Consider the following 23,223-nt stretch of genomic DNA (forward strand, 5'->3'; position numbering starts at 1 on the left):
CTACAACTCCTGCGCCATCGGCATTTCCCCGGCGGCGCGGGGCCTGCCGGGGCTACAAAATCACCGGCCTGACTTACATACGCTCGACGGTTTCAATCCCCAGCGTATCCAGACCTTGCTTCAGGGTTCTGGCCGTCAGCTGCGCCAGCTTCAGGCGGCTGTTGCGTACGGTTTCGCTCTCGGCGGTGATAATCGGGCAGTGCTCGTAGAAACCGGAGAACAGGCCGGCCAGATCGTAGAGATAGGCACACATGACGTGCGGCGTCCCTTCACGGGCCACAACGGTCAGCGTCTCTTCGAACTGCAGCAGGCGCGCGGCCAACTGCGCTTCGCGCTCTTCGCTAATGATAACCGGCGCCGCAGCCAGCGCCTGCGCATCAACTTCCGCTTTACGGAACACGGACAGCACGCGGGTATAGGCATACTGCATATACGGCGCGGTGTTGCCTTCGAACGCCAGCATATTATCCCAGTCAAACACGTAGTCGGTGGTCCGGTTTTTGGACAGATCGGCGTACTTCACTGCGCCAATACCGACCGCATTGGCCAGTTGTTCCAGCTCATCGGCAGGCATCTCCGGATTCTTCTCGGCCACCAGGCGGCGCGCGCGCTCCAGCGCTTCGTCCAGAAGATCGGCAAGCTTCACGGTACCGCCGGCGCGAGTTTTGAACGGCTTACCATCTTTGCCCAGCATCATGCCAAACATGTGATGTTCCAGCGGTACCGATTCCGGCACGTAGCCCGCTTTACGCACGATAGTCCACGCCTGCATCAGATGCTGGTGCTGACGGGAGTCGATATAGTAGAGCACGCGGTCGGCGTGCAGCGTTTCATAACGATACTTCGCACAGGCGATATCGGTCGTGGTGTAGAGGTAGCCGCCATCCTTTTTCTGGATGATGACGCCCATCGGTTCGCCTTCCTTGTTTTTGTACTCATCAAGGAATACCACGGTCGCGCCTTCGCTCTCGGTCGCCAGACCTTTCGCTTTCAGATCGGCAACAATACCTGGCAGCATCGGGTTGTAGAGACTTTCCCCCATCACGTCATCGCGAGTCAGGGTGACGTTCAGACGATCGTAGGTAATCTGGTTTTGGGTCATGGTGATATCAACCAGCTTGCGCCACATCTCCAGGAAGTACGCGTCGCCACCCTGGAGTTTTACCACGTAGTTACGGGCACGTTCGGCAAAGACTTCATCTTCGTCATAATGCTTTTTCGCATCGCGGTAGAAGCCTTCGAGATCGGACAGCGCCATCTCGCCGGCGTTTTCCTGCTGCTGTTTTTCCAGCCAGGCGATTAGCATACCGAACTGGGTACCCCAGTCGCCAACGTGGTTCGCGCGGATCACCTTATGACCGAGAAACTCCAGCGTACGGACGGCGGCGTCACCGATGATGGTGGAACGCAGATGGCCGACGTGCATCTCTTTGGCGACGTTTGGCGCGGAGTAGTCAACGACGATAGTTTGCGCCTGCGGCTGAGCGACGCCCAGGCGCTCTGATGCCAGCGCGCTGTTCACATTTTCCGCTAAAAAGGCCGGATCGAGGAAAATATTGATAAAGCCGGGCCCGGCGATTTCAACCTTGTTGGCAATCCCGTTAAGGTCGAGATGAGACAGTACCTGCTCTGCGAGTTGTCGCGGCGCCATACCCAGTTTTTTCGCTACTGCCATCACGCCGTTGGCCTGATAGTCGCCGAACTGGATTTTTGCTGACTGGCGGACCTGAGGTTCGCAATCGGCAGGCGCACCTGCCGCGATCAGGGCCTGGCTGACTTTTTCTGAGAGAAGAGCCTGAATATTCACCGGAATACCTTACGTTTAAGGCGCTATAACCCCTGCGGGGCGGCGCCGGAATGTGGACAAATTAGGGCAGGAGTATACTGCATTTGCGCCCATGCGTCAGCACCGCGCGCGTTGCCGGGCGGCACGCTTAATGAATCGCCACTCGGCGCGCCCCGTGGAAGATTCCCGGTTGGTCGCCGCCGGGAAACACGATAAATTACCCCCCTTTGACGTGTATTGAGGTGCAGTATGGCAAACTGGCAGCAAATTGATGAGCTAAACGATATTTCCGCGGATCTGCCGCGTTTCACCGACGCGTTAAGCGGGCTGGCCAGGCGACTTGGGCTGGATATCGCCCCGCTGGATGCCGACCATATTTCCCTGCGCTGTCACCAGAACGCCACGGCGGAGCGCTGGCGTCGCGGTTTTGAACAGTGCGGCACGCTGCTGTCGGAAAATACCATCAACGGTCGACCTGTCTGCCTGTTCAAACTGAATGAGCCGGTTTCGGTGGCCCACTGGCGTTTCAGCGTGGTTGAGCTGCCGTGGCCGGGGGAAAAACGCTATCCGCATGAAGGATGGGAACACGTTGAAATCGTGCTGCCGGGCGAGCCGGATGCGCTCAATGCCCGCGCGCTGGCGCTGCTGTCTGATGAGGGATTGAGTCAGCCGGGGATTTTTGTCAAAACCAGCTCGCCGAAAGGCGCGCGCGAACGGCTGCCAAACCCGACTCTGGCGGTGACGGACGGCAGCGTCACGATTAAATTTCACCCGTGGTCAATTGAGCAAATTGTCGCCAGCGAACAATCTGATGCGTAACAGTGTGAAGCGACGCGGTATTTGAACGGATAAATCATGACATGCTGTGTTGCCCGCAGCGTAAGGAGAAGGAAATGACGCTACTGGAAGTCTGCTGTTATAGCATGGCCTGTGCGCAAGAGGCGCAGCGTTGCGGCGCCGATCGCATTGAACTCTGCGCCGCGCCGCATGAAGGGGGATTAACCCCGTCGCTGGGCGTGTTGAAAACAGTACGTGAAACGGTGACCATTCCGGTGCATCCGATTATTCGCCCGCGCGGTGGTGATTTTTGCTACACCGAAAGCGAGTTTGCGGCGATGCTCGACGATGTAGCGACGGTCAGGGAGCTGGGTTTTCCCGGCGTGGTCATTGGCGTGTTGGATGTCGATGGTCAGGTCGATAGCGCGCGCATGCACAAAATCATGGCGGCGGCCGGTTCGCTGGCGGTTACGTTCCATCGGGCTTTTGATATGTGTGCGGATCCGTATCAGGCTTATCGTGCGCTGGCCGATTCCGGCGTCGCCCGTATCCTGACATCGGGTCAGCAGGCGAGCGCTGAAAAAGGTCTTTCATTAATTATGGAACTTATTGCCCTGGGGGATACTCCAACAGTTATGGCTGGTGCAGGTGTTCGAGCAGCCAACCTGGCAAAGTTTCTCCAGGCTGGCGTCAAAGAGGTGCACAGCTCGGCCGGGCACTGGGTGCCATCGCCAATGCGCTTTCGTCATTCCGGGTTATCAATGTCCGCCGATGCCGACGCAGATGAATATTCGCGCTATGCCGTTAATGGCGTAGCGGTGGCAGAAATGAAGCAAATCATTTCTGCGCAGAGAAGTTAAACCGTTTTTTGCTGCACATCATGTCGCCCAATATGATGATTGCCCGTACCAGGCCCCTGCAATTTCAACAGGGGTCTTTTTTTGACCTTTATTTGCGCAGCACTGACTTTTTCGCCAGCGACTGTTGGGTTTCGGGTTTGTTGGCAATAATCACCGCGCGCACCGGCGCCGGGTAACCTTCAAGCGTTTTACTGCTGTCGTCGGGGTCGAGGAAGTCAGCCAGCGACTCCGTAATCATCCATTCGGTACGGCGCTGCTCTTCGGTAGTGGTGGCGCAGACATCGACAATCCGCACATCGACAAATCCGCACTTCTCCAGCCACATTTTCAACGCCGCGGCCGACGGAATAAAGTAGACGTTGCGCATCTGCGCATAGCGGTCGCCCGGTACCAGCACGCTATTTTCATCCCCTGCGATAACCAGCGTCTCCAGTACCAGTTCGCCACCGTCGACCAGCTGATCTTTGAGCTGCCATAAATGGTCGAGCGGCGAGCGGCGGTGGTACAGCACGCCCATCGAAAAGACGGTATCGAAGGCGTTGAGCGCCGGAAGCTGCTCAATGCCCAGCGGCAACAGGTGAGCGCGCTGATCGTTACCCAGCAGCTTACGCACCGCTTCAAACTGGCATAAAAACAGCTGCGTCGGGTCGATCCCCACCGCCAGATGCGCGCCGGCGCCGATCATGCGCCACATGTGATATCCGCTGCCGCAGCCAACGTCGAGAATCGTGCGCCCGGTCAGGTCGGAGAGGTGCGGCAACACGCGTTCCCATTTCCAGTCAGAACGCCATTCGGTATCGATATTCACCCCGTAAAGCGAGTAGGGCCCTTTGCGCCAGGGCATCAGGTTTTTCAGCAGGTTTTCTATGCGCAGCCGATGGCCTTCGCTTAACGGCGTTTCGCTTTCGGCGGTGACGCTATGCAGCAGGTCCAGGCGATACGGGGCCAGCTCGGGCAGAAACTCCACCGCCCGTTCCCACTCGCGGAATTTGCCGTGCAGAGCTTCCCGTTGCCAGGCCGCTACCTGCGCGGGGAGGGTCTCCAGCCAGTGAGATAGCGGGCTGAGAGCGATACGTTGATAAAAATGATTGAAATCGATCATGCTTTTTCCTCTGATTTCACCGCCACCAGTGAACCAAAGTTAAAGCACTGGAACCACAATTCGGCATGTTCAAAACCGGCTTTATGCAGGCGGGCTTTGTGCGTTTCGACCGAATCGGTCAACATGACGTTTTCCAGCATGCTGCGCTTCTGGCTGATTTCCAGCTCGCTGTAGCCATTGGCACGCTTAAAGTCGTGATGCATGTTGAACAGCAGCTCGCCAACATGCGCATCTTCAAAACTGAATTTTTCGGACAGCACCAGCGCGCCACCGGGGTTCAGCCCCTGGTAAACCTTATCCAGAATAGCCTGGCGTTCATCGGGTGCCAGAAACTGAATGGTGAAGTTCAGCACCACCATGGAGGCGTTGTTGATGCTGATATCACGAATATCGCCTTCCACAACCTCAACGGGCGTTGGCGCTTTGTAGGCATCGATGTGGCGACGGCAGCGCTCGACCATAGCCGAAGAGTTATCCACCGCCACAATTTTGCAGCCAGGGTGGGCAATGTTACGCCGGATAGAGAGCGTCGCCGCTCCAAGCGAGCAGCCGAGGTCGTAAACCTGGGTATCGGGCTGAACGAAGCGTTCAGCCAGCATGCCGATCATAGAAATGATATTGGAATAGCCGGGCACGGAGCGCTGGATCATATCCGGGAAGACTTCAGCAACCCGTTCATCAAAGGTCCAGTCGCCAAGGCTGGCAATCGGCGCGGAAAAAAGCGTATCGCGGTGAGACATAACGTTAAACCCGAAAAAACGAAAACGGCGTATTGTGCGCTAATGTAAGGAGAAAACCAACTCCCAGGGCATATACCACAGATTCGCGAGTACCATCAGCAGCAGGGCGCACCAGGTGGCGCTCATTCCGGAGCGACGCCAGCTGAAAAGCCGGTGGTGAAAACCGTAAGAGTGCATCAGTCGTCCGGCAATCAGCAACATTCCGCAGAGGTGCACCATCCAGTTCTGCGCGCCATTCATCTCCATAAACAGCAACAGAATGATACCAATGGGCACATACTCAACGGCATTGCCGTGCACGCGGATAGCAACCTGCAGCTCGCTAAACCCTCCGTCACCATACCCGACGTGGTATTGCGTGCGCAGGCGTACAACATCGAAAGAAAACTTGATGAGCAATAACGCACCCAACACCGCGTACAGCGCGCTGACCATACAAAAAACTCCCTTTTACTCTTTCAGATGGCTCCGATTAGCATAGCAGGATATCAGAAAAGCGCGGTTTGCTGCGGAATTGACGGTGCGTCTCCGACCTCAGGCATTACCCGGCGTAAATCTTGCCAAAGCGTGCTGACCAGCTCCGGGGCCTGTGCGATGTCCGGGGTGTGGAGAAATAAATAGGGGGTCGTCGACGGGCTCCATTTCGCTAAGGTCTGCAGCCACACGCCAAACAGCCGGTGGTTATGGGCCATGTCGTCGCTGCCGATAAAGCGTACCAGCGGATTACCCGCGGTAACCACGGCATGAACCGGGAGTTTGGGCTTTTTACGCTGGGCGTCAATCATCGCCGGATTTCTCGCGACGGCGCTATGCACCGGGCGACTGTCGAGGATGGCGCGATTCACGTTACGTTGATGCAGCCCGCGATTGAGCGCCTTTTCGGCATCTCCTTTGGCGAAAAACTCCGGATGCCGCACTTCGACGCCATAGGTGAAATGGGCCGGCAGCGTATCGAGAAACTGCCACAGGGCAGGAAGATCGCCGGGGCCAAAGGTGGCGGGCAGCTGCAACCAGTACTGGCCAATACGCGTTTCCAGCGGCGCCAGACGGTCAAAAAACTCACGACTTAAATCATCACAATGACGCAGCGCGGCCTGGTGCGTAATCGTCGCCGGGAACTTAAAACAGAAGCGAAAATTATCGTGGGTTTGCTCATACCAGCGGCTGACTATTTCAGCCTTCGGCAGGGCGTACAGGGTCGTGTTGCCTTCCACGCAGTTAAAGTGGCGAGCATAATCTTCAAGGCTGGTGATGCCCAGACGCGCCCACTTAGGGTGCGACCATTGGGGGAGCCCGATATAAATCATAAGGCGGCGAGAACGTCCTCGGTACTGCGCACGCGAGCGATGCGCGGGAAAATATGCGTCATGCTGCCCTGGTGCTGCCCGATTGAAGCGGCGCTGCAGGCGTCTTCAACAATAACCAGATTGAAACCCAGCTCCCAGGCATTGCGCGCGGTGGATTCAACGCCGATGTTGGTGGCGATGCCGCAGAGAATAATCGTATCAATACCGCGACGGCGTAGCTGCAGCTCGAGGTCGGTGCCATAGAAAGCGCCCCACTGGCGTTTAGTGACCTCGATATCGCTCTCCTGCTTGCCTAATGCTGCCGGCCAGGCCCACCAGTTTTCCGGCAGCGCATGCGCGGCGCTCTGAGCATCAACCGGTTGCTTTAGCGCCTCGGCAAAATCAGCGGACCAGCCTACGCGGACCATAATGACCGGTGAACCGTGCTGGCGGCACTTTTCAGCCAGACGGGCCGCGCGCGCTACCACGTCATCGGCACGATGCGGCCCGCCGGCGAAGGGCAAAATGCCCTCTTGCAGATCGATGACGACGAGCGCTGTTTTTTTTGCGTTGAGTTCTGGCATGGTATCCCCGTATCTTCTTCTGTGGTTTGGCCGTTACAATACCGTTGCCGATCCGGCTCAAGGGTAACAATTTTTGTTAATTTTTGTGAGCACAGGCAATAAGCGTACAGCAAAGCAACGTACAAACTGCGTCGGGCTTATCGTGCGGCGGAAATTCTATTATAATGACCGCCTTTTTTCATTCAGTTGTGACATTCAGCTAAAGCTGCGACTCCGTCGCCTGCGAGGCAGGCAACAATCCGCCTGCGGCTAAGTTAAGGGATATCTCATGCGTACAGAATATTGCGGACAGCTACGTCTGTCCCACGTGGGGCAGCAGGTGACTCTGTGTGGTTGGGTCAACCGTCGTCGTGATCTTGGAAGCCTTATCTTCATTGATATGCGTGACCGCGAAGGCATCGTGCAGGTGTTTTTCGATCCGGATCGTGCGGAGGCGTTAAAGCTGGCTTCCGAACTGCGCAATGAGTTTTGCATCCAAATCACCGGTACCGTGCGTGCGCGCGACGAAAAAAACGTCAACAGCGAGATGGCCACTGGCGACATCGAAGTGCTGGCTTCTTCGCTGACAATCATCAACCGTGCAGAAGCGCTGCCGCTTGACTCCAATCATGTCAACACCGAAGAAGCGCGACTGAAATACCGTTACCTGGACCTGCGTCGTCCGGAAATGGCTCAGCGCCTGAAAACCCGTGCGAAAATCACCAGCTTCGTGCGCCGCTTTATGGACGATCACGGGTTCCTCGATATCGAAACCCCAATGCTGACCAAAGCAACCCCGGAAGGCGCGCGTGACTATCTGGTGCCGAGTCGCGTTCACAAAGGCAAATTCTACGCCCTGCCGCAGTCTCCTCAGCTGTTCAAACAGCTGCTGATGATGTCCGGCTTCGACCGTTACTATCAGATAGTGAAATGCTTCCGTGACGAAGACCTACGTGCGGACCGCCAGCCGGAATTCACCCAGATCGATGTCGAAACCTCCTTTATGACCGCGCCGCAGGTGCGGGAAGTGATGGAAGATCTGGTTCACAAACTGTGGCTGGACGTGAAAGGCGTCGACCTGGGCGCCTTCCCGGTGATGACCTTCGCGGAAGCCGAGCGCCGCTACGGCTCTGATAAGCCGGATTTGCGCAACCCAATGGAGCTGGTCGACATCGCCGACCTGGTGAAGGCCGTCGAGTTTGCCGTCTTCTCCGGCCCGGCCAATGATGCCAAAGGTCGCGTCGCCGCGCTGCGCGTGCCTGGCGGCGCGGCGCTGACCCGTAAACAAATTGATGAGTATGGCAAGTTCGTTCAGATTTACGGCGCGAAAGGCCTGGCTTACATGAAAGTCAACGAGCGTGCGAAAGGTCTCGACGGCATCAACAGCCCGGTGGCGAAATTCCTCGACGCAGACATCGTGGAAGCGATTCTTGCGCGCACCGGCGCCCAGGATGGCGATATGATTTTCTTCGGCGCGGATAACAAGAAAGTAGTGGCCGATGCGCTGGGCGCGCTGCGTCTGAAGCTGGGTAAAGACCTGAGCCTGACCGACGAAAGCAAATGGGCACCGCTGTGGGTTATCGACTTCCCGATGTTCGAAGATGATGGTGAAGGCGGACTGACCGCGATGCACCATCCGTTTACTTCGCCGAAAGACATGACCGCGGATGAACTGAAAGCGGCGCCGGAAACGGCGATTGCGAACGCTTACGATATGGTCATCAATGGCTATGAAGTGGGTGGCGGCTCCGTGCGTATCCATAATGGCGACATGCAGCAGACCGTTTTCGGTATTCTGGGCATCAACGAGCAGGAACAGCGTGAAAAATTCGGCTTCCTGCTGGACGCGCTGAAATACGGTACGCCGCCGCATGCCGGTCTGGCCTTCGGTCTTGACCGTCTGACCATGCTGCTGACCGGTACCGATAATATCCGTGATGTTATTGCCTTCCCGAAAACCACCGCGGCGGCCTGTCTGATGACCGAAGCGCCGAGCTTTGCTAACCCGGCTTCGCTGGGCGAGTTAGGTATTCAGGTTGTGGCGAAAGAGACAAAAGAGTCTGCGGAGAATAAGTAAGATGTCATTCAAGCTTCCCGTTTCCGTTCTGGTGGTCATTTATGCCGAAGATACGAAGCGGGTGCTGATGTTGCAGCGACGCGACGATCCCGCCTTCTGGCAGTCGGTAACCGGCAGCCTGGAAGCGGGGGAGAGCGCAGCGCAAGCCGCCGAGCGTGAAGTAAAGGAAGAGGTCGAGATTGATGTTGCTCATGAGCAACTGACCTTAATGGACTGTCAGCGCACGGTGGATTTCGAGATATTTTCTCATTTACGTCATCGCTACGCGCCGGGCGTTGAGCGCAATACCGAGTTTTGGTTCTGTCTTGCGCTCCCTCATGAACGCCAGATTGTCTTCACGGAACATCTGGATTACCGCTGGGTCGATGCGGCAGAGGCCGCCGCCTTGACCAAGTCGTGGAGTAACCGGCAGGCGATTGAAGAATTTGTAATTAACGCCGACTAATCTTCCCGGCCATTCGCAGGTCGAAAGGCTGCGGGAAGCAGGCATTTTTGGAGAGTTTTTTATGGCAGGTCATAGTAAATGGGCCAACACCAAACACCGCAAAGCGGCACAGGATGCCAAGCGCGGTAAGATCTTTACTAAAATCATTCGTGAGCTGGTTACCGCAGCGCGTCTGGGCGGCGGCGATGCCGCTTCCAACCCGCGTCTGCGCGCGGCAGTGGATAAAGCGCTGTCCAACAACATGACCCGCGACACGCTGAACCGCGCTATCGCCCGTGGCGTCGGCGGCGACGAAGACGCGAACATGGAAACCATCATTTATGAAGGTTACGGCCCTGGCGGCACCGCGGTCATGGTTGAATGTCTGAGTGACAACCGCAACCGTACCGTTGCCGAAGTTCGTCACGCTTTCAGCAAAACCGGCGGCAACCTCGGTACCGATGGTTCCGTGGCCTATCTGTTCAGCAAAAAAGGGGTCATCTCTTTTGAAGCGGGCGATGAAGACGTGATCATGGAAGCGGCGCTGGAAGCCGGTGCGGAAGACGTGGTGACCTATGACGATGGCGCGATTGACGTCTATACCGCATGGGAAGAGATGGGCGCGGTGCGCGATGCGCTGGAAGCGGCTGGCCTGAAGGCTGACGCGGCCGAAGTATCGATGATTCCGTCGACCAAAGCGGATATGGATGCGGAAACCGCACCGAAACTGCTGCGTCTGATCGATATGCTGGAAGACTGCGATGACGTGCAGGAAGTGTATCATAACGGCGAGATCTCTGATGAGGTCGCCGCAACGCTCTAATGTTGCTGACCGTTAAATCACTAACCGGAGGTGCGTGATGGCCATAATTCTCGGCATTGACCCGGGGTCACGCATTACCGGTTATGGCGTGATTCGCCAGGTCGGGCGGCAGCTGAGCTATCTTGGCAGCGGCTGTATCCGGACCAAAGTTGACGATTTACCGTCGCGCCTGAAGCTGATTTATGCTGGCGTGACGGAAATTATCACCCAGTTTCAGCCGGACTATTTCGCCATTGAGCAGGTATTTATGGCGAAAAACGCCGACTCAGCGTTGAAGCTGGGGCAGGCGCGCGGCGTGGCGATTGTCGCGGCGACGAATCAGGACCTGCCGGTGTTTGAGTATGCCGCGAGGCAGGTTAAGCAAACCGTTGTCGGCATCGGCAGCGCGGAAAAAAGTCAGGTGCAGCACATGGTGCGCACGCTGCTTAAGCTTCCCGCCAATCCCCAGGCGGACGCGGCGGATGCGCTGGCTATCGCCATTACCCACTGCCATGTCAGTCAGAACGTGGCTCAGATAAGCGAGATGCGGCTCAATCTGGCGCGTGGGCGCTTACGATAACCCCAAATCAGGCTGGATATTCATCCAGCCTTTTTTTATGATACCGCAGATACTTTAGCCCTTAACGCAGGAGCTCCATGTGATAGGCAGACTCAGAGGCATCGTTCTCGAAAAACAACCCCCGCTTGTGTTACTGGAAACGGGAGGCGTGGGCTATGAAGTACATATGCCAATGACCTGTTTTTATGAACTGCCGGATGTGGGCAACGAGGCCATCGTTTTTACCCATTTTGTCGTTCGCGAAGATGCGCAGCTGCTGTATGGTTTTAATAACAAGCAGGAACGCACCTTGTTCAAAGAGCTGATTAAAACCAACGGCGTCGGGCCAAAGCTGGCGCTGGCGATTCTCTCCGGTATGTCGGCGCAGCAGTTTGTTAACGCCGTGGAGCGTGAGGAGCTGGCGGCCCTGGTGAAACTGCCGGGTATCGGTAAGAAAACCGCTGAGCGTCTGATCGTGGAAATGAAAGACCGGTTCAAAGGTCTGCACGGCGATCTGTTTACGCCGGCGGCGGATCTGGTGCTGACGTCACCTGCTGGCCCGTCTGATGATGACGCGGAGCAGGAAGCGGTTGCTGCGCTGGTGGCGCTGGGCTATAAACCTCAGGAGGCCAGCCGGATGGTAAGCAAAATCGCGCGCCCGGATGCCAACAGTGAAACGCTAATTCGCGAAGCGCTCCGCGCCGCGTTGTGAGGTAAGGGATGATTGAAGCAGACAGGCTGGTATCGGCAGACAGTGCCGGGTTTGAAGAGACGGCCGACCGCGCAATCCGCCCGAAATTGCTGGCAGAGTATGTCGGTCAGCCGCAGGTGCGCTCGCAAATGGAGATTTTTATCCAGGCGGCAAAGCTGCGCGGCGATGCGCTCGATCACCTGCTGATCTTTGGCCCGCCGGGGTTGGGGAAAACGACGCTGGCGAATATCGTCGCCAATGAGATGGGCGTCAACCTGCGCACCACCTCCGGTCCGGTGCTTGAGAAGGCGGGCGACCTGGCCGCTATGCTCACCAATCTCGAACCCCACGACGTGCTGTTTATTGATGAAATACACCGCCTTTCACCGGTAGTGGAGGAGGTGCTGTATCCGGCGATGGAAGACTATCAGCTGGATATTATGATCGGCGAAGGGCCCGCGGCGCGTTCTATAAAAATCGATCTGCCGCCGTTTACCCTGATTGGCGCCACCACGCGCGCGGGGTCATTAACCTCGCCGCTGCGTGACCGCTTCGGTATTGTACAGCGCCTGGAGTTTTACCAGGTTCCTGACCTGCAGCATATCGTCAGCCGCAGCGCTCGCTACATGGGGCTGGATATGAGCGACGAAGGCGCGCTGGAAGTCGCCCGGCGCGCGCGCGGAACGCCGCGTATCGCTAACCGCCTGCTGCGCCGGGTGCGCGACTTTGCCGAGGTGCGCCATGATGGCACCATTTCGCTGGAGATTGCCGCTCAGGCGCTGGACATGCTCAATGTTGATGCGGAAGGGTTCGACTATATGGACCGCAAACTTCTGCTGGCGGTGATCGATAAATTCTTCGGCGGTCCCGTCGGCCTGGATAACCTGGCGGCGGCGATTGGCGAAGAGCGGGAAACTATCGAGGACGTTCTGGAACCGTATCTGATCCAGCAAGGTTTTTTGCAGCGCACGCCGCGCGGGCGCATGGCGACGGTACGCGCCTGGAATCACTTCGGCATCACGCCGCCGGAGATGCCGTAGCCTGGCGCCCGGCAGGGGCGCGATGGCCGCGTCCCGAGCGGGCAGGGATGACGGCCCCGGTCGACACGCCGTGACCGGGGAGGAGAGGGGGCTCAGGTTGCGGATTTTTTCATCATGCTGAAGATAAACAGCAGCGCGGCGCACAGCACCACGGACGGGCCGGCGGGGGTGTCATAAAACGCCGAGAAGGTCAGCCCGCCGCTGACTGCCAGAATGCCCACGCCAACGGCTGTCGCAGCCATCTGCTCCGGCGTGCGGGCAAAGCGGCGCGCCGTCGCGGCAGGGATTATCAGCAGCGAGGTAATAATCAACGCGCCGACGAACTTCATGGCGACGCCGATGGTCAGCGCGGTGACCAGCATCAGCAGCAGTTTCACCCGCTGTAGCTTTACGCCATCGACAAACGCCAGATCGGGGCTGATGGTCATCGACAGCAGATTGCGCCACTGCCAGAGCAGGATGGTCAGCACAATCACCACGCCAATGGCGATAAAGATCAAATCTTCCGGCGTCACCGCCAGTAAATCGCCAAACAGATAGGCCATCAGGTCGACGCGAATATTCGACATCAGACTGACCACCACCAGGCCAAGCGACAGCGCGCTGTGCGCCATAATCCCCAGTAAGGTATCAAGCGCCAGATGCGGGCGTTTTTCCAGCCACACCAGGCCGCCTGCCAGCATTAAGGTCACGGCGATCACCGCATAAAACGGATTGACGTTAAGCAGCAGTCCGAAAGCCACGCCAAGCAAAGAGGCGTGAGCTAAGGTGTCGCCGAAATAGGACATCCGGCGCCAGACCACAAACGACCCGAGCGGGCCTGCCGCACAGGCAAGCATAATCCCGGCCAGCCAGCCGGGTAACAGGAGTTCAATCATCAGCGCTCATTTCCCCTACGCAGTACAATCCGCCCCTGTAGGTCATGGCGGTGATTATGATGGTGACGATAAATTCCCAACTGTTCCGCTCCGCGCTGGCCAAACATCGAGATAAACTGCGGATGCATGGAGACCACTTCCGGGGTGCCAGAGCAGCAAATATGTTGATTCAGGCACAGCACCTCATCGGTTTTCGCCATCACCAGATGCAGGTCGTGGGAGACCATCAGCACCGAGCAATTAAGCTCCTGACGCAACTGGTTTATCAGATCGTAGAGGGCCACCTGGCCGTTAACGTCGACGCCCTGCGTGGGTTCATCCAGCACCAGCAGCTGCGGCTGGTTGAGCAGGGCCCGGGCCAGCAGCACGCGCTGGGTCTCGCCACCGGAGAGTTTTTGCATCGGCGCTTCAATCAGGTGTCCGGCCTGGACACGTTTCAGCGCTGGCAGGATATCCTGCTGGCGGGTGCCGGGACGTAAGCGCATGAATCGGCTGACGGTCAGCGGCATCGTGGCGTCAAGATGCAATTTTTGCGGGACGTAGCCAATCCGCAGATGATTCTCGCGCTTGATAACACCGTCCGTCGGTGCTATGAGGCCAAGAACCACCCGCACAAGCGTGGATTTACCTGCGCCATTAGGGCCGAGTAAGGTCAAAATTTTGCCGGGCTTTAGCGTCAGCGAAATGTCAGACAGTACGCGTCGTTGGCCGAAGGCGACCGAGACGTTTTCAAGAGTTACAAGATTTGTCATGTCAAATTAGGGGTTGCACAAGCTAGTGAATGTTATAATATCACATCTTTCTCATTCATTACGATGACTAGACGCATTATGTTACATAAAAATACGCTTCTTTGCGCTGGACTTAGCGCCGTTTTTTTGTTCGCTCAGACTTCTGCGGCAAATGCCGCCGTGGTTACCTCAATGAAACCCTTAGGCTTTATCGCTTCCGCTATCGCTGATGGCGTTACGCAGACGCAGGTGCTCCTGCCTGACGGCGCTTCAGAGCATGATTATTCACTGCGTCCTTCTGATGCAAAACGCTTACAGAACGCAGACTTAGTGGTCTGGATTGGTCCAGAGATGGAAGCGTTCATGGACAAGTCAACGCAAAGCATTGCGGCGAATAAAAAGGTGACCATCGCTGAGCTTGCCGGCGTGAAACCGTTGCTCATGAAAGGGGCGGATGACGACGATGACGATCATGGCCATGAACACGCCGCAGGGGAAAATAGTGACGGCGATCACCATCATGGTGTTTACAATATGCATCTATGGTTATCCCCAGAGATAGCGCGGCTTTCAGCGGTTGCAATCCACGATAAATTATTGGAACTTATGCCGCAGAGTCGAGCCAGACTTGACGCCAACCTGAAAGAATTTGAGGAAAATTTAGCCTCAACCGATAAGCAGGTGAGTAACGAGCTCGCACCGCTGAAAGGCAAAGGGTATTTCGTTTTTCATGATGCCTATGGCTACTTTGAAAAACACTACGGTCTGACCTCGCTGGGGCATTTTACCGTAAACCCTGAAATACAGCCCGGTGCGCAGCGTTTACACGAAATCAGAACACAGCTGGTTGAGCAAAAAGCGACGTGCGTTTTTGCTGAGCCACAGTTCAGGCCAGCCGTTATAGAAGCTGTTGCCAGAGGCACCTCTGTGCGCATGGGAACTCTGGACCCTCTCGGTAGCGGAATTAAGCTGGGTAAAGAAAGCTACCCGCAGTTCCTCGACCAACTGGCGAAACAGTATTCGAGCTGCCTGAAAGGAGATTAACGAGGAAGTGAATACGTGCAACAGATAGCCCGCGCTGTCTCTCAGGCATTCAACAATTTGCCACGACCTCATCGCGTCATGCTGGGGTCGTTGAGCGTTCTGACATTAGCGGTCGCCGTCTGGCGACCCTATATCTACCATCCGGAATCCGCCCCTATCGTCAGGACTATCGAGCTGGAAAAAAGCGAAATCCGCTCACTGCTGCCGGAAGCCTCCGAGCCTATCGACCAGGCGCCGCAGGAAGAAGAAGCCATTCCTCAAGATGAACTTGATGATAAAGCCGATAGCGAATCAGGCGGCCACGAATACGTGGTCTCCACCGGCGATACGCTGAGCAGCATCCTCAACCAGTACGGTATTGATATGGGCGATATCGCCCAGCTCTCCTCCGCCGACAAAGAGTTGCGAAACCTGAAAATCGGCCAACAGCTCTCGTGGACCTTAACGGCAGAAGGGGATTTGCAAAGCCTGACATGGGAAATGTCGCGCCGTGAAACCCGCACCTATGACCGGGTCGCTAACGGCTTTAAAATGAGCAGCGAGCAGCAGAAAGGGGACTGGGTCAACAACGTGCTGAAAGGCACCGTGGGCGCAAGCTTTGTCGCCAGCGCTCGTGAAGCCGGGCTGACCAGCACGGAAGTGAGCGCAGTGATCAGAGCGATGCAGTGGCAGATGGACTTCCGCAAGCTGAAAAAAGGCGATGAGTTCTCGGTACTGATGTCGCGCGAAATGCTTGACGGTAAACGGGAACAGAGCCAGCTGCTGGGCGTGCGTTTGCGCTCAGAGGGCAAGGATTATTACGCGATTCGCGCGGAGGACGGCAAGTTCTACGATCGCAACGGTACCGGTCTGGCGAAGGGCTTTATGCGCTTCCCGACGGCGCGCCAGTTCCGCGTCTCATCGAACTTTAATCCGCGTCGTCTGAATCCGGTGACCGGGCGCGTGGCCCCGCACCGCGGCGTCGATTTTGCGATGCCGCAGGGGACGCCGGTTCTTGCGGTCGGCGATGGTGAGGTCGTGGTGGCTAAGCGCAGCGGCGCGGCGGGATACTATGTGGCCGTACGCCATGGTCGTACCTATACCACCCGATATATGCATCTGCGTAAACTGCTGGTGAAACCGGGGCAGAAAGTGAAACGCGGCGATCGTATTGCGCTGTCAGGTAACACCGGTCGTTCTACCGGCCCGCACCTGCACTATGAGGTGTGGATTAACCAGCAGGCCGTGAACCCATTAACGGCGAAACTGCCGCGTACCGAAGGGTTGAGCGGTTCCGATCGCACCGATTACCTGGCGCAGGTCAAAGAGGTTATGCCGCAGCTGCGGTTTGACTAGCAGGATCTCAATGCAAGCCGGTGCCTGTCGCGCGCCGGCTTTTTCTTTTGTAGGTTCCCCGTCGTATCGCTAAACTATACCCACAATAAGTCGCCTTACGGCTTCTGAGGCTGCAACTTGCGGTTTGACGGTGCGGTTTGACGGTGCGGTTTGACGGTGCGGTTTGACGGGACTACCCCCATTATCTTTTTTTATGCAGTACGGCTGTGGACTGGGCATGGAAACGAAAAAAAATAATATTGAGTTTATTCCAAAATTTGACAAATCCTTTTTACTCCCGCGCTACTGGGGCGCCTGGCTGGGGGTTTTTGCGTTTGCCGGCATCGCCCTGACGCCTCCCTCTTTTCGCGATCCGATCCTCGGTAAACTGGGACGTGCGGTGGGTCGGCTGGCGAAAAGCTCACGCCGTCGTGCGCAGATAAACCTGCTGTACTGCTTCCCGGAAAAGAGCGAGCAGGAGCGCGAGGCAATTATCGATGAAATGTATATGTCGGCGCCGCAGGCGATGGTCATGATGGCCGAGCTGGGGCTGCGGGATCCGGCTCATGTTCTCTCCCGCGTCGACTGGCAGGGCAAAGAGATCATCGAAGAGATGCAGCGTAATAACGAAAAGGTGATCTTTCTGGTGCCGCACGCCTGGGGGGTAGATATTCCGGCGATGTTGATGGCTTCGGGCGGTCAGAAAATGGCGGCAATGTTCCATAACCAGGGGAATCCGGTCTTCGACTACGTGTGGAATACCGTCAGACGTCGCTTTGGTGGGCGTATGCATGCGCGCAACGACGGCATTAAACCGTTTATCCAGTCGGTTCGCCAGGGCTACTGGGGCTACTATTTGCCCGACCAGGATCACGGCGCCGAGCACAGCGAGTTCGTCGATTTCTTCGCGACCTATAAAGCCACCCTGCCGGCGATTGGCCGGCTGATGAAAGTCTGCCGCGCGCGCGTGGTGCCGCTGTTCCCGGTTTATGATGGCAAAACGCATCGTCTGACGGTGCTGGTGCGTCCGCCGATGGATGATCTGCTGGATGCCGATGATCACACGATCGCGCGACGAATGAATGAAGAGGTCGAGATTTTCGTCAAGCCGCATACCGAGCAATATACCTGGATCCTCAAATTGCTGAAGACGCGTAAACCGGGGGAAATCGAGCCTTATCAGCGCAAAGAGCTCTTTGCGAGAAAGAAGTAGCGCCTGCCTGCATCTTCCCGGCCCAGCCACAGAGAGCCAATGAACCTGGCGGGTTCATTGGCTGTATTGTCGGAGTAAAGCCATATGCTCGCTTATCAACCGGTAGCGGTATTCCGGGCGGCCGGTGAGACCATAGTGGTTATTGGTGAAGAGAATCCCCGTCTTTTCCAGCCAGATTAAATACTTACGGCACGAAACTCTGGAGATTTGCAGTGCGTTGGCTGTCTCATTGGTTGAAAAAGCGTTCTCCTGATGGCTATCAATCCATTGGCACACCAGGCGCAGCGTTTGCGGCGTTAATCCTTTAGGTAAGCGGCGGGTGTTATCCGGGCGCTGAATACCGCTGCGCAGTAAATCGTCAACATCGGACTGCTCGAAGCAGGATTTGGCGTGTTGCAGTTCGCGTCGTTTGCGCCAAGTCAGCAGCGCCTCTTCAAAGCGCGGGAACTGAAACGGTTTAATTAAGTAATCCACCACGCCATAGTGCATCGCCGTCTGGACGGTTGCCGCATCCGCGGCGGAGGTAATCATGATTGCATCGATGCTGCGGGCGCTGGTACGCAGGGTGGGCAGCAGATCCAGCCCACTCTCTTGCTGCATATACACATCCAGCAGGACCAAATCGATCGCGGGCGTATGATTCAGCATCTGCTCGGCTTCCCCCAGCGTTGAGGCGATACCGCAGCAGCGAAAGTCGGCGACCCGGCTGATAAACAGCCGGTTCAGCTCCGCAACCATCGAATCATCATCCACAATAAGCACATTGAACATGCGCGGTTCCTTAGACTATCGGGAAGCATGGGAGTCGACGTCTGGATGCTTCCCGCAGGTTTAATGAAGGACGGTGTGGCTACAGCGATGAACGCTTATAGGAGGTGTAACGCGCGTGCCAGAACGTTTTATCAATATTGGCGATCAGCTCTTCCTCGCTGAGTTTGGCGGCGACGCCTTCGGCCTGGGCCACCAGGGCGACATCAAGGGCGATGGCCCGGGAAATCATCTCAATATCTTCCACCGCCGGTAATAATCCGCCTTTGCCGGTGGTGGCTAACGGCGAGTGGGCCGCCAGCGTTTTACTGCAGGTAATCAGCATGGCTTCGGTGACGCGCTCCGCTTTGACCGCCAGGATACCTAACCCCAGACCGGGGAAAATATAGGCGTTGTTGCACTGCGTGATATCATAGGTCTCACCCTGGCAAAACACCGGTTCAAACGGGCTACCGGTGGCGATCAGCGCGCTGCCCTGGGTCCATTCGAGCAATTCTTTCGGCTGCGCTTCGGCACGGGAGGTCGGATTAGAGAGTGGCATCACAATTGGCCGCGGGCAGTGGCGGTGCATTTCTTTGATAATCTCTTCACTGAACAGACCCGGCTGGCCGGAGACGCCAATGAGTACGGTCGGGTGCACATTGCGCACGACATCCATCAACGACAGGTTGGCAGACGTCACATCCCAGTGGGCAATGGTGTCTCGCGGCGTCACGAGGCTTTGCTGAAAATCGAGCAGATTGGGCATCTCGTCGGTCAGTAAACCAAAACGATCGACCATGAAGACCTTGTTGCGGGCTTCTTTCTCCGACAAACCATCATCCACCATCAGCGCAATAATTTTTTCGGCAATCCCGCAGCCGGCGGAGCCGCCGCCGAGGAAAACAACCCGCTGGTCGCGTATACGGGTGCCTGCCACTGCGGCGGCGGCAATCAGCGTACCGGTGGTGACGGCGGCTGTGCCCTGGATGTCATCGTTGAAGCAGCACAGCTGGTTGCGATAACGTTTAAGCAGGCGGCCGGCATTCTTCTGGGCAAAATCTTCAAATTGCAGCAGGACATGCGGCCAGCGACGTTTTACCGCATCGACAAACATATCCATAAACTCCATATACTGATCGTCGTTAATGCGCGGATGACGCCAGCCCATATACAGCGGGTCTTCCAGGTGCTTCGCATTGTTGGTTCCGACATCGAGCATCACAGGTAGCGTCGATGCAGGATGAATGCCGCCGCAGGCGGTATACAGCGAGAGTTTGCCAATCGGAATCCCCATCCCGCCGATCCCCTGATCGCCCAGACCAAGAATACGCTCGCCGTCGGTGACGACGATCACCTGAATATCGTTGCGGGAGAAGCTTTGCAGCATCTCATCAATGTGATGGCGGTTAGGCCAGGAAATAAACAGACCGCGCCCGCGGCGATAAATCTCGGAGAAGTGTTCGCAGGCTTCTCCAACGGTTGGCGTATAAATGACCGGCAGCATCTCTTTCATATGGCTGCGCAGCAAATGATAAAAGAGCGTCTCGTTAGTATCCTGAATATTCCGCAGATAGATATGCCGGGAAATGTCACGCTTAAATTCACTGAACTGCTTCCACGCGCGATCCGTCTGTTCTTCGATGGTTTCGACATTATGCGGCAGTAATCCCTGAAGATTAAAAGCCGTTCTTTCCCCCTCGGTAAAAGCGAGTCCTTTATTTAATAGCGGATTTTCCAGCAGAACTGCGCCATTGTAAGGGGTATATAATGTTTCTTTGGCTAACATTTCGTGACTCCTGAACATTGTTTAAATAAATACAGGTTTAACCCGGTAAATACTATTTCGCCGGGGACGGCAGTTAAGAAATTAAATAAATCATGATGCCTTCGGTAACCACCCCAATGGCGGTGCCGAGTAAAATTGAGGATGAGGCCGGTTCAATATAGGTATCGCTGCGTAGCGCAAACATTCCGGCGGCGATGGCCGAAGGGGTTGCGCCAATAATAATGACCTGCTGCATCAGCGTGTGGCTAAGACCGAAAGCCAGGCCTGCCACGGCCATCATGGCGGGCTGAATCAGATTTTTAATACTGATGTTGGTGCAGGTCTGAATATTGACCGTCGGGCGTTCTCCATAAAACAGCAGACCAAGCGCGAACAGCGACAGGCCGCCGGCAATTTTCCCGACCATTTCAATCGGCATGCTGAGCATATGCGGCAGCTGTACGCCAGCAAGGCTCAGCAGCACCCCGGTGATGGGAATCCAGACGATAGGGTTTCTGATAGCCTTCATCAGGTTTTGCGCAATCAGCTTACCGGCATGAATATCCTCTCCATCATCAGCGGCATGTTTATCGCCCATACGAATCAGGATTATCGTCAGGGGAATCATGAAGACGCTGGTGATTAAGTTGCCGATAAGCACGCCAAGAAACCCTTCAGGCCCAATCAGGACGGCAAGGACCGGCGCGCCGAAATAGGCCATATCAGGAAATGCGCATACCAGGGACTGGAGTGCGCTGGTTTTGATATCATGGCGGAAAACGTAGCGCGAGATCAGCAGGGTAAGAAAATAGGACCCCATCAGGCCAATCACTAATACGGCCATAAAGGCGAAGTTTTTAATTTTATCCGGGTTGGTATTTAACGCCCCAATAAAAAGATGAAAGGGCAGAGCAAACCGGATGACGACGGTGGCTAACACCGAGGCGTCTTCACGACGGGTATAGCCTAACTTACCGCTGAGCCAACCGAGTAACATGATAAACACTAATGGGAACAATGATTGCAATAGCAGCGTAGGCATAAATTATCCTGAAAATAGTGTGTAGGGTTCGTTGTGTTTTTTAATCTAGCGATCCCCTATGGTATGAAAGGTGATTGAAATCACAGTGGCGGTTGTTTAAATAATTTCGCTTTGGGAACTTTACTTACAAATGCGACCTCAGCGATTAACTCCTTGTTTTTCATGGTTGCGGATAACTAAATGTTGTGATGAATAACTTTAACTACGCCGTGATAATTTAAATTACTTAAAGTGGACTTTCTAACTCAGTCACAAAGTCGTGAGCGCAGTCTGTTATTTTCTTTTTTAACGGAAAGCCCTGTGCTACCGTTTTTATGTTTTTAATTCGAATACCTCTTCATTTTTTGCTTTTTATTATTATTTGACTGCGCAATTTTAATATTGCGCGACGACCCTACGCCATCTATCACAATGCAGGTGAAACATGAAAAATAATTCACTCAACCATCCGGTAGAACAAACGCACTCGAGCGGGCAAGCTCCACGCTTCTTATCCAATGTTTCCAACGTTGACGTCGGCGCCGTACCTTTAACGTTGTTTGTCGGTATCGCGACGATTGTCGCTGTCTCTGCAATGGCGGGACTACTGCCAAAGAATATGATTGGCGGACTGGCGGTCATCATGACCCTCGGATTCGCTCTGGCCAAAATCGGGCGAATGGTACCGGTGCTTAAAGATATCGGCGGCCCGGCCATTTTGTGTCTGATGATGCCGTCGGTACTGGTCTATTTCGGGGCGTTTGATCCCCATACGCTGAGCACCGTGCATCTGTTGATGAAAGAGGCCAATTTACTCTATTTTGTCATCGCCTGCCTGGTGGTCGGCAGTATTCTGGGCATGAACAGAACCATTCTTATTCAGGGTATGGTGCGCATGTTCGTTCCGCTGATTGTGGGGACCGGGGCGGCGATCGCGACGGGTCTGCTGGTGGGGAGCCTGTTCGGCTACAGCATATACCATACCTTCTTCTTTATTATTGTGCCGATTATCGGCGGCGGCATTGGGGAAGGGATCCTGCCGCTGTCGCTGGCATATTCTGCGATCCTCGGGCAAACGCCGGACGTGTATGTCGCGCAGCTGGCACCTGCCGCGGTAGTAGGGAACATTTTCGCCATCATCTGCGCGGGCTTTCTGGCACGCCTGGGTGTCCGCCGCCCGGCGCTGTCCGGCGACGGCATGTTGATTCGTAGCCATGATGATAACCACGTTTTCTCGCAGTCGCAGGGAGGGCAGTCCACCGACTTCCAGCTGATGGGAGCCGGGTTGTTAATGATCTGCGCATTTTTCATCGTTGGCGGGTTGCTGGAGAAAGTGCTGCATATTCCGGGACCGGTATTGATGATTCTGGCCGCCGTCCTGTGCAAATACAGCAAAATTATCCCCGCCGCGATGGAGCTGGGGGCGCACAGCTGCTACAAATTCGTCTCCGCAGCTCTCGTCTGGCCGCTGATGATCGGTCTTGGAATGCTGTATGTCCCGCTGGAGAGCGTGGTTTCCGTCTTCTCCATCGGCTATGTCGTCGTGTGCGGTTCCATCGTCATTGCCATGGCGTTGAGCGGGTTTTTCATCGCTTCCCGGTTGAATATGTATCCCGTTGAAGCGGCGATCGTCACCAGTTGCCACAGCGGGCTGGGCGGCACCGGGGATGTGGCGATACTCTCGGCATCGAATCGCATGTCGCTGATGCCGTTTGCACAGATTGCCACCCGTATTGGCGGTGCTTCAACGGTGATCGCGGCGACGCTGCTGCTGAGCTGGATTGTCTGATTAAGGATAAA

23 protein-coding genes are annotated in these 23,223 nt (G+C 55.8%); 12 read left to right on the forward strand and 11 right to left on the reverse strand.

Annotated elements, in window-relative coordinates; genetic code table 11:
- Positions 1–73: 73 nt before the first annotated feature.
- Positions 74–1,807, reverse strand: a complete 1,734-nt coding sequence (gene argS / locus Electrica_RS09160) for an arginine--tRNA ligase (RefSeq protein ID WP_141964329.1) — start codon at positions 1,805–1,807, stop codon at positions 74–76.
- A 228-nt stretch (positions 1,808–2,035) separates the two neighbouring features.
- On the opposite strand from argS, the gene Electrica_RS09165 reads away from it, so the two are divergent.
- Both Electrica_RS09165 and cutC read left to right on the forward strand, forming a co-directional pair.
- Positions 2,036–2,605 (forward strand): VOC family protein, encoded by a 570-nt coding sequence (locus tag Electrica_RS09165; RefSeq protein WP_131050331.1) that lies wholly within the window; start codon positions 2,036–2,038, stop codon positions 2,603–2,605.
- A 74-nt stretch (positions 2,606–2,679) separates the two neighbouring features.
- Positions 2,680–3,423 (forward strand): copper homeostasis protein CutC, encoded by a 744-nt coding sequence (gene cutC, locus Electrica_RS09170; protein WP_131050330.1) that lies wholly within the window; start codon positions 2,680–2,682, stop codon positions 3,421–3,423.
- Between the two features lie 88 nt (positions 3,424–3,511).
- On the opposite strand, the gene cmoB is transcribed toward cutC, so the two are convergent.
- Genes cmoB through Electrica_RS09195 form a run of 5 tightly spaced genes read right to left on the reverse strand, consistent with a single transcriptional unit; the run spans position 3,512 to position 7,135 of the window.
- Positions 3,512–4,525 (reverse strand): tRNA 5-methoxyuridine(34)/uridine 5-oxyacetic acid(34) synthase CmoB, encoded by a 1,014-nt coding sequence (cmoB, locus tag Electrica_RS09175; protein ID WP_141964330.1) that lies wholly within the window; start codon positions 4,523–4,525, stop codon positions 3,512–3,514.
- Entirely contained in the window at positions 4,522–5,265 is a 744-nt protein-coding gene (gene cmoA / locus Electrica_RS09180) for a carboxy-S-adenosyl-L-methionine synthase CmoA (protein ID WP_141964331.1), read from the reverse strand. Before cmoA ends, cmoB begins: the two co-directional genes overlap by 4 nt.
- A gap of 39 nt (positions 5,266–5,304) precedes the next feature.
- Positions 5,305–5,700 carry an MAPEG family protein gene (locus Electrica_RS09185; RefSeq protein WP_100682291.1) on the reverse strand — a complete coding sequence of 132 codons (396 nt, stop codon included), beginning with the start codon at positions 5,698–5,700 and terminating at the stop codon, positions 5,305–5,307.
- A 53-nt stretch (positions 5,701–5,753) separates the two neighbouring features.
- The gene (locus Electrica_RS09190; RefSeq protein WP_131050328.1) at positions 5,754–6,572 is read right to left on the reverse strand and encodes a DUF72 domain-containing protein; all 819 of its coding nucleotides are present in this window, start codon (positions 6,570–6,572) and stop codon (positions 5,754–5,756) included.
- Complete coding sequence (locus tag Electrica_RS09195) at positions 6,569–7,135, reverse strand: hydrolase (protein WP_131050327.1); 567 nt, start codon at positions 7,133–7,135, stop codon at positions 6,569–6,571. Before Electrica_RS09195 ends, Electrica_RS09190 begins: the two co-directional genes overlap by 4 nt.
- Before the next feature lie 268 nt (positions 7,136–7,403).
- On the opposite strand from Electrica_RS09195, the gene aspS reads away from it, so the two are divergent.
- The 6 genes from aspS (at position 7,404) to ruvB (ending at position 12,707) form a co-directional block, all read left to right on the forward strand.
- Entirely contained in the window at positions 7,404–9,191 is a 1,788-nt protein-coding gene (aspS, locus tag Electrica_RS09200) for an aspartate--tRNA ligase (RefSeq protein ID WP_131050326.1), read from the forward strand.
- Position 9,192: 1 nt separating this feature from the next.
- The gene (nudB, locus tag Electrica_RS09205) at positions 9,193–9,636 is read left to right on the forward strand and encodes a dihydroneopterin triphosphate diphosphatase (RefSeq protein WP_131050325.1); all 444 of its coding nucleotides are present in this window, start codon (positions 9,193–9,195) and stop codon (positions 9,634–9,636) included.
- A gap of 61 nt (positions 9,637–9,697) precedes the next feature.
- On the forward strand, positions 9,698–10,438 hold the full coding sequence (locus Electrica_RS09210) for a YebC/PmpR family DNA-binding transcriptional regulator (RefSeq protein ID WP_100682296.1): 741 nt from the start codon (positions 9,698–9,700) through the stop codon (positions 10,436–10,438).
- 37 nt (positions 10,439–10,475) lie between these two features.
- A complete protein-coding gene (gene ruvC, locus Electrica_RS09215; RefSeq protein ID WP_141964332.1) occupies positions 10,476–10,997 on the forward strand; it encodes a crossover junction endodeoxyribonuclease RuvC in 522 nt (173 codons plus the stop codon).
- 79 nt (positions 10,998–11,076) lie between these two features.
- Positions 11,077–11,688 carry a Holliday junction branch migration protein RuvA gene (gene ruvA, locus Electrica_RS09220; RefSeq protein WP_100682298.1) on the forward strand — a complete coding sequence of 204 codons (612 nt, stop codon included), beginning with the start codon at positions 11,077–11,079 and terminating at the stop codon, positions 11,686–11,688.
- 8 nt (positions 11,689–11,696) lie between these two features.
- Positions 11,697–12,707, forward strand: coding sequence for a Holliday junction branch migration DNA helicase RuvB (gene ruvB / locus Electrica_RS09225; RefSeq protein WP_100682299.1), 1,011 nt, complete (start codon positions 11,697–11,699; stop codon positions 12,705–12,707).
- Between the two features lie 92 nt (positions 12,708–12,799).
- On the opposite strand, the gene znuB is transcribed toward ruvB, so the two are convergent.
- Complete coding sequence (znuB, locus tag Electrica_RS09230; RefSeq protein WP_141964333.1) at positions 12,800–13,585, reverse strand: zinc ABC transporter permease subunit ZnuB; 786 nt, start codon at positions 13,583–13,585, stop codon at positions 12,800–12,802.
- Positions 13,585–14,337, reverse strand: coding sequence for a zinc ABC transporter ATP-binding protein ZnuC (gene znuC / locus Electrica_RS09235; RefSeq protein ID WP_141964334.1), 753 nt, complete (start codon positions 14,335–14,337; stop codon positions 13,585–13,587). Before znuC ends, znuB begins: the two co-directional genes overlap by 1 nt.
- Positions 14,338–14,415: 78 nt before the next feature.
- On the opposite strand from znuC, the gene znuA reads away from it, so the two are divergent.
- The 3 genes from znuA to lpxM all read left to right on the forward strand — a co-directional run bounded on the left by znuA (position 14,416) and on the right by lpxM (position 17,887).
- Complete coding sequence (znuA, locus tag Electrica_RS09240; protein WP_100682302.1) at positions 14,416–15,360, forward strand: zinc ABC transporter substrate-binding protein ZnuA; 945 nt, start codon at positions 14,416–14,418, stop codon at positions 15,358–15,360.
- 15 nt (positions 15,361–15,375) lie between these two features.
- On the forward strand, positions 15,376–16,695 hold the full coding sequence (gene mepM / locus Electrica_RS09245) for a murein DD-endopeptidase MepM (RefSeq protein ID WP_131050321.1): 1,320 nt from the start codon (positions 15,376–15,378) through the stop codon (positions 16,693–16,695).
- 217 nt (positions 16,696–16,912) lie between these two features.
- Positions 16,913–17,887, forward strand: a complete 975-nt coding sequence (gene lpxM / locus Electrica_RS09250; RefSeq protein ID WP_100682304.1) for a lauroyl-Kdo(2)-lipid IV(A) myristoyltransferase — start codon at positions 16,913–16,915, stop codon at positions 17,885–17,887.
- Positions 17,888–17,941: 54 nt separating this feature from the next.
- Here lpxM and dcuR read toward each other — a convergent pair whose 3' ends face one another.
- The 3 genes from dcuR to Electrica_RS09265 form a co-directional block, all read right to left on the reverse strand.
- The gene (gene dcuR / locus Electrica_RS09255; protein WP_141964335.1) at positions 17,942–18,658 is read right to left on the reverse strand and encodes a two-component system response regulator DcuR; all 717 of its coding nucleotides are present in this window, start codon (positions 18,656–18,658) and stop codon (positions 17,942–17,944) included.
- Between the two features lie 79 nt (positions 18,659–18,737).
- Entirely contained in the window at positions 18,738–20,423 is a 1,686-nt protein-coding gene (locus tag Electrica_RS09260) for an NAD-dependent malic enzyme (protein ID WP_131050319.1), read from the reverse strand.
- A 73-nt stretch (positions 20,424–20,496) separates the two neighbouring features.
- A complete protein-coding gene (locus tag Electrica_RS09265) occupies positions 20,497–21,444 on the reverse strand; it encodes an AEC family transporter (RefSeq protein WP_100682307.1) in 948 nt (315 codons plus the stop codon).
- A gap of 424 nt (positions 21,445–21,868) precedes the next feature.
- Between Electrica_RS09265 and Electrica_RS09270 the strand changes: the two genes are divergently transcribed.
- Positions 21,869–23,212, forward strand: coding sequence for a 2-hydroxycarboxylate transporter family protein (locus Electrica_RS09270; protein ID WP_141964336.1), 1,344 nt, complete (start codon positions 21,869–21,871; stop codon positions 23,210–23,212).
- The last annotated feature ends 11 nt before the right edge of the window (positions 23,213–23,223 follow it).

The sequence above is a fragment of the Klebsiella electrica genome (assembly GCF_006711645.1).
Lineage (GTDB): Bacteria > Pseudomonadota > Gammaproteobacteria > Enterobacterales > Enterobacteriaceae > Klebsiella > Klebsiella electrica.

Excerpts from the sequence above, each read along its gene's own strand:
- Electrica_RS09270 (WP_141964336.1), top strand. The coding sequence starts at position 21,869 with ATGAAAAATAATTCACTCAACCATCCGGTAGAACAAACGCACTCGAGC.
- Electrica_RS09165 (WP_131050331.1), top strand. The coding sequence starts at position 2,036 with ATGGCAAACTGGCAGCAAATTGATGAGCTAAACGATATTTCCGCGGAT.
- ruvB (WP_100682299.1), top strand. The coding sequence starts at position 11,697 with ATGATTGAAGCAGACAGGCTGGTATCGGCAGACAGTGCCGGGTTTGAA.
- aspS (WP_131050326.1), top strand. The coding sequence starts at position 7,404 with ATGCGTACAGAATATTGCGGACAGCTACGTCTGTCCCACGTGGGGCAG.
- lpxM (WP_100682304.1), top strand. The coding sequence starts at position 16,913 with ATGGAAACGAAAAAAAATAATATTGAGTTTATTCCAAAATTTGACAAA.
- Electrica_RS09195 (WP_131050327.1), bottom strand. The coding sequence starts at position 7,135 with ATGCCAGAACTCAACGCAAAAAAAACAGCGCTCGTCGTCATCGATCTG.
- Electrica_RS09190 (WP_131050328.1), bottom strand. The coding sequence starts at position 6,572 with ATGATTTATATCGGGCTCCCCCAATGGTCGCACCCTAAGTGGGCGCGT.
- znuA (WP_100682302.1), top strand. The coding sequence starts at position 14,416 with ATGTTACATAAAAATACGCTTCTTTGCGCTGGACTTAGCGCCGTTTTT.
- cmoB (WP_141964330.1), bottom strand. The coding sequence starts at position 4,525 with ATGATCGATTTCAATCATTTTTATCAACGTATCGCTCTCAGCCCGCTA.
- cutC (WP_131050330.1), top strand. The coding sequence starts at position 2,680 with ATGACGCTACTGGAAGTCTGCTGTTATAGCATGGCCTGTGCGCAAGAG.
- ruvC (WP_141964332.1), top strand. The coding sequence starts at position 10,476 with ATGGCCATAATTCTCGGCATTGACCCGGGGTCACGCATTACCGGTTAT.
- nudB (WP_131050325.1), top strand. The coding sequence starts at position 9,193 with ATGTCATTCAAGCTTCCCGTTTCCGTTCTGGTGGTCATTTATGCCGAA.
- Electrica_RS09265 (WP_100682307.1), bottom strand. The coding sequence starts at position 21,444 with ATGCCTACGCTGCTATTGCAATCATTGTTCCCATTAGTGTTTATCATG.
- znuB (WP_141964333.1), bottom strand. The coding sequence starts at position 13,585 with ATGATTGAACTCCTGTTACCCGGCTGGCTGGCCGGGATTATGCTTGCC.
- cmoA (WP_141964331.1), bottom strand. The coding sequence starts at position 5,265 with ATGTCTCACCGCGATACGCTTTTTTCCGCGCCGATTGCCAGCCTTGGC.
- Electrica_RS09210 (WP_100682296.1), top strand. The coding sequence starts at position 9,698 with ATGGCAGGTCATAGTAAATGGGCCAACACCAAACACCGCAAAGCGGCA.
- Electrica_RS09185 (WP_100682291.1), bottom strand. The coding sequence starts at position 5,700 with ATGGTCAGCGCGCTGTACGCGGTGTTGGGTGCGTTATTGCTCATCAAG.
- dcuR (WP_141964335.1), bottom strand. The coding sequence starts at position 18,658 with ATGTTCAATGTGCTTATTGTGGATGATGATTCGATGGTTGCGGAGCTG.
- znuC (WP_141964334.1), bottom strand. The coding sequence starts at position 14,337 with ATGACAAATCTTGTAACTCTTGAAAACGTCTCGGTCGCCTTCGGCCAA.
- Electrica_RS09260 (WP_131050319.1), bottom strand. The coding sequence starts at position 20,423 with ATGTTAGCCAAAGAAACATTATATACCCCTTACAATGGCGCAGTTCTG.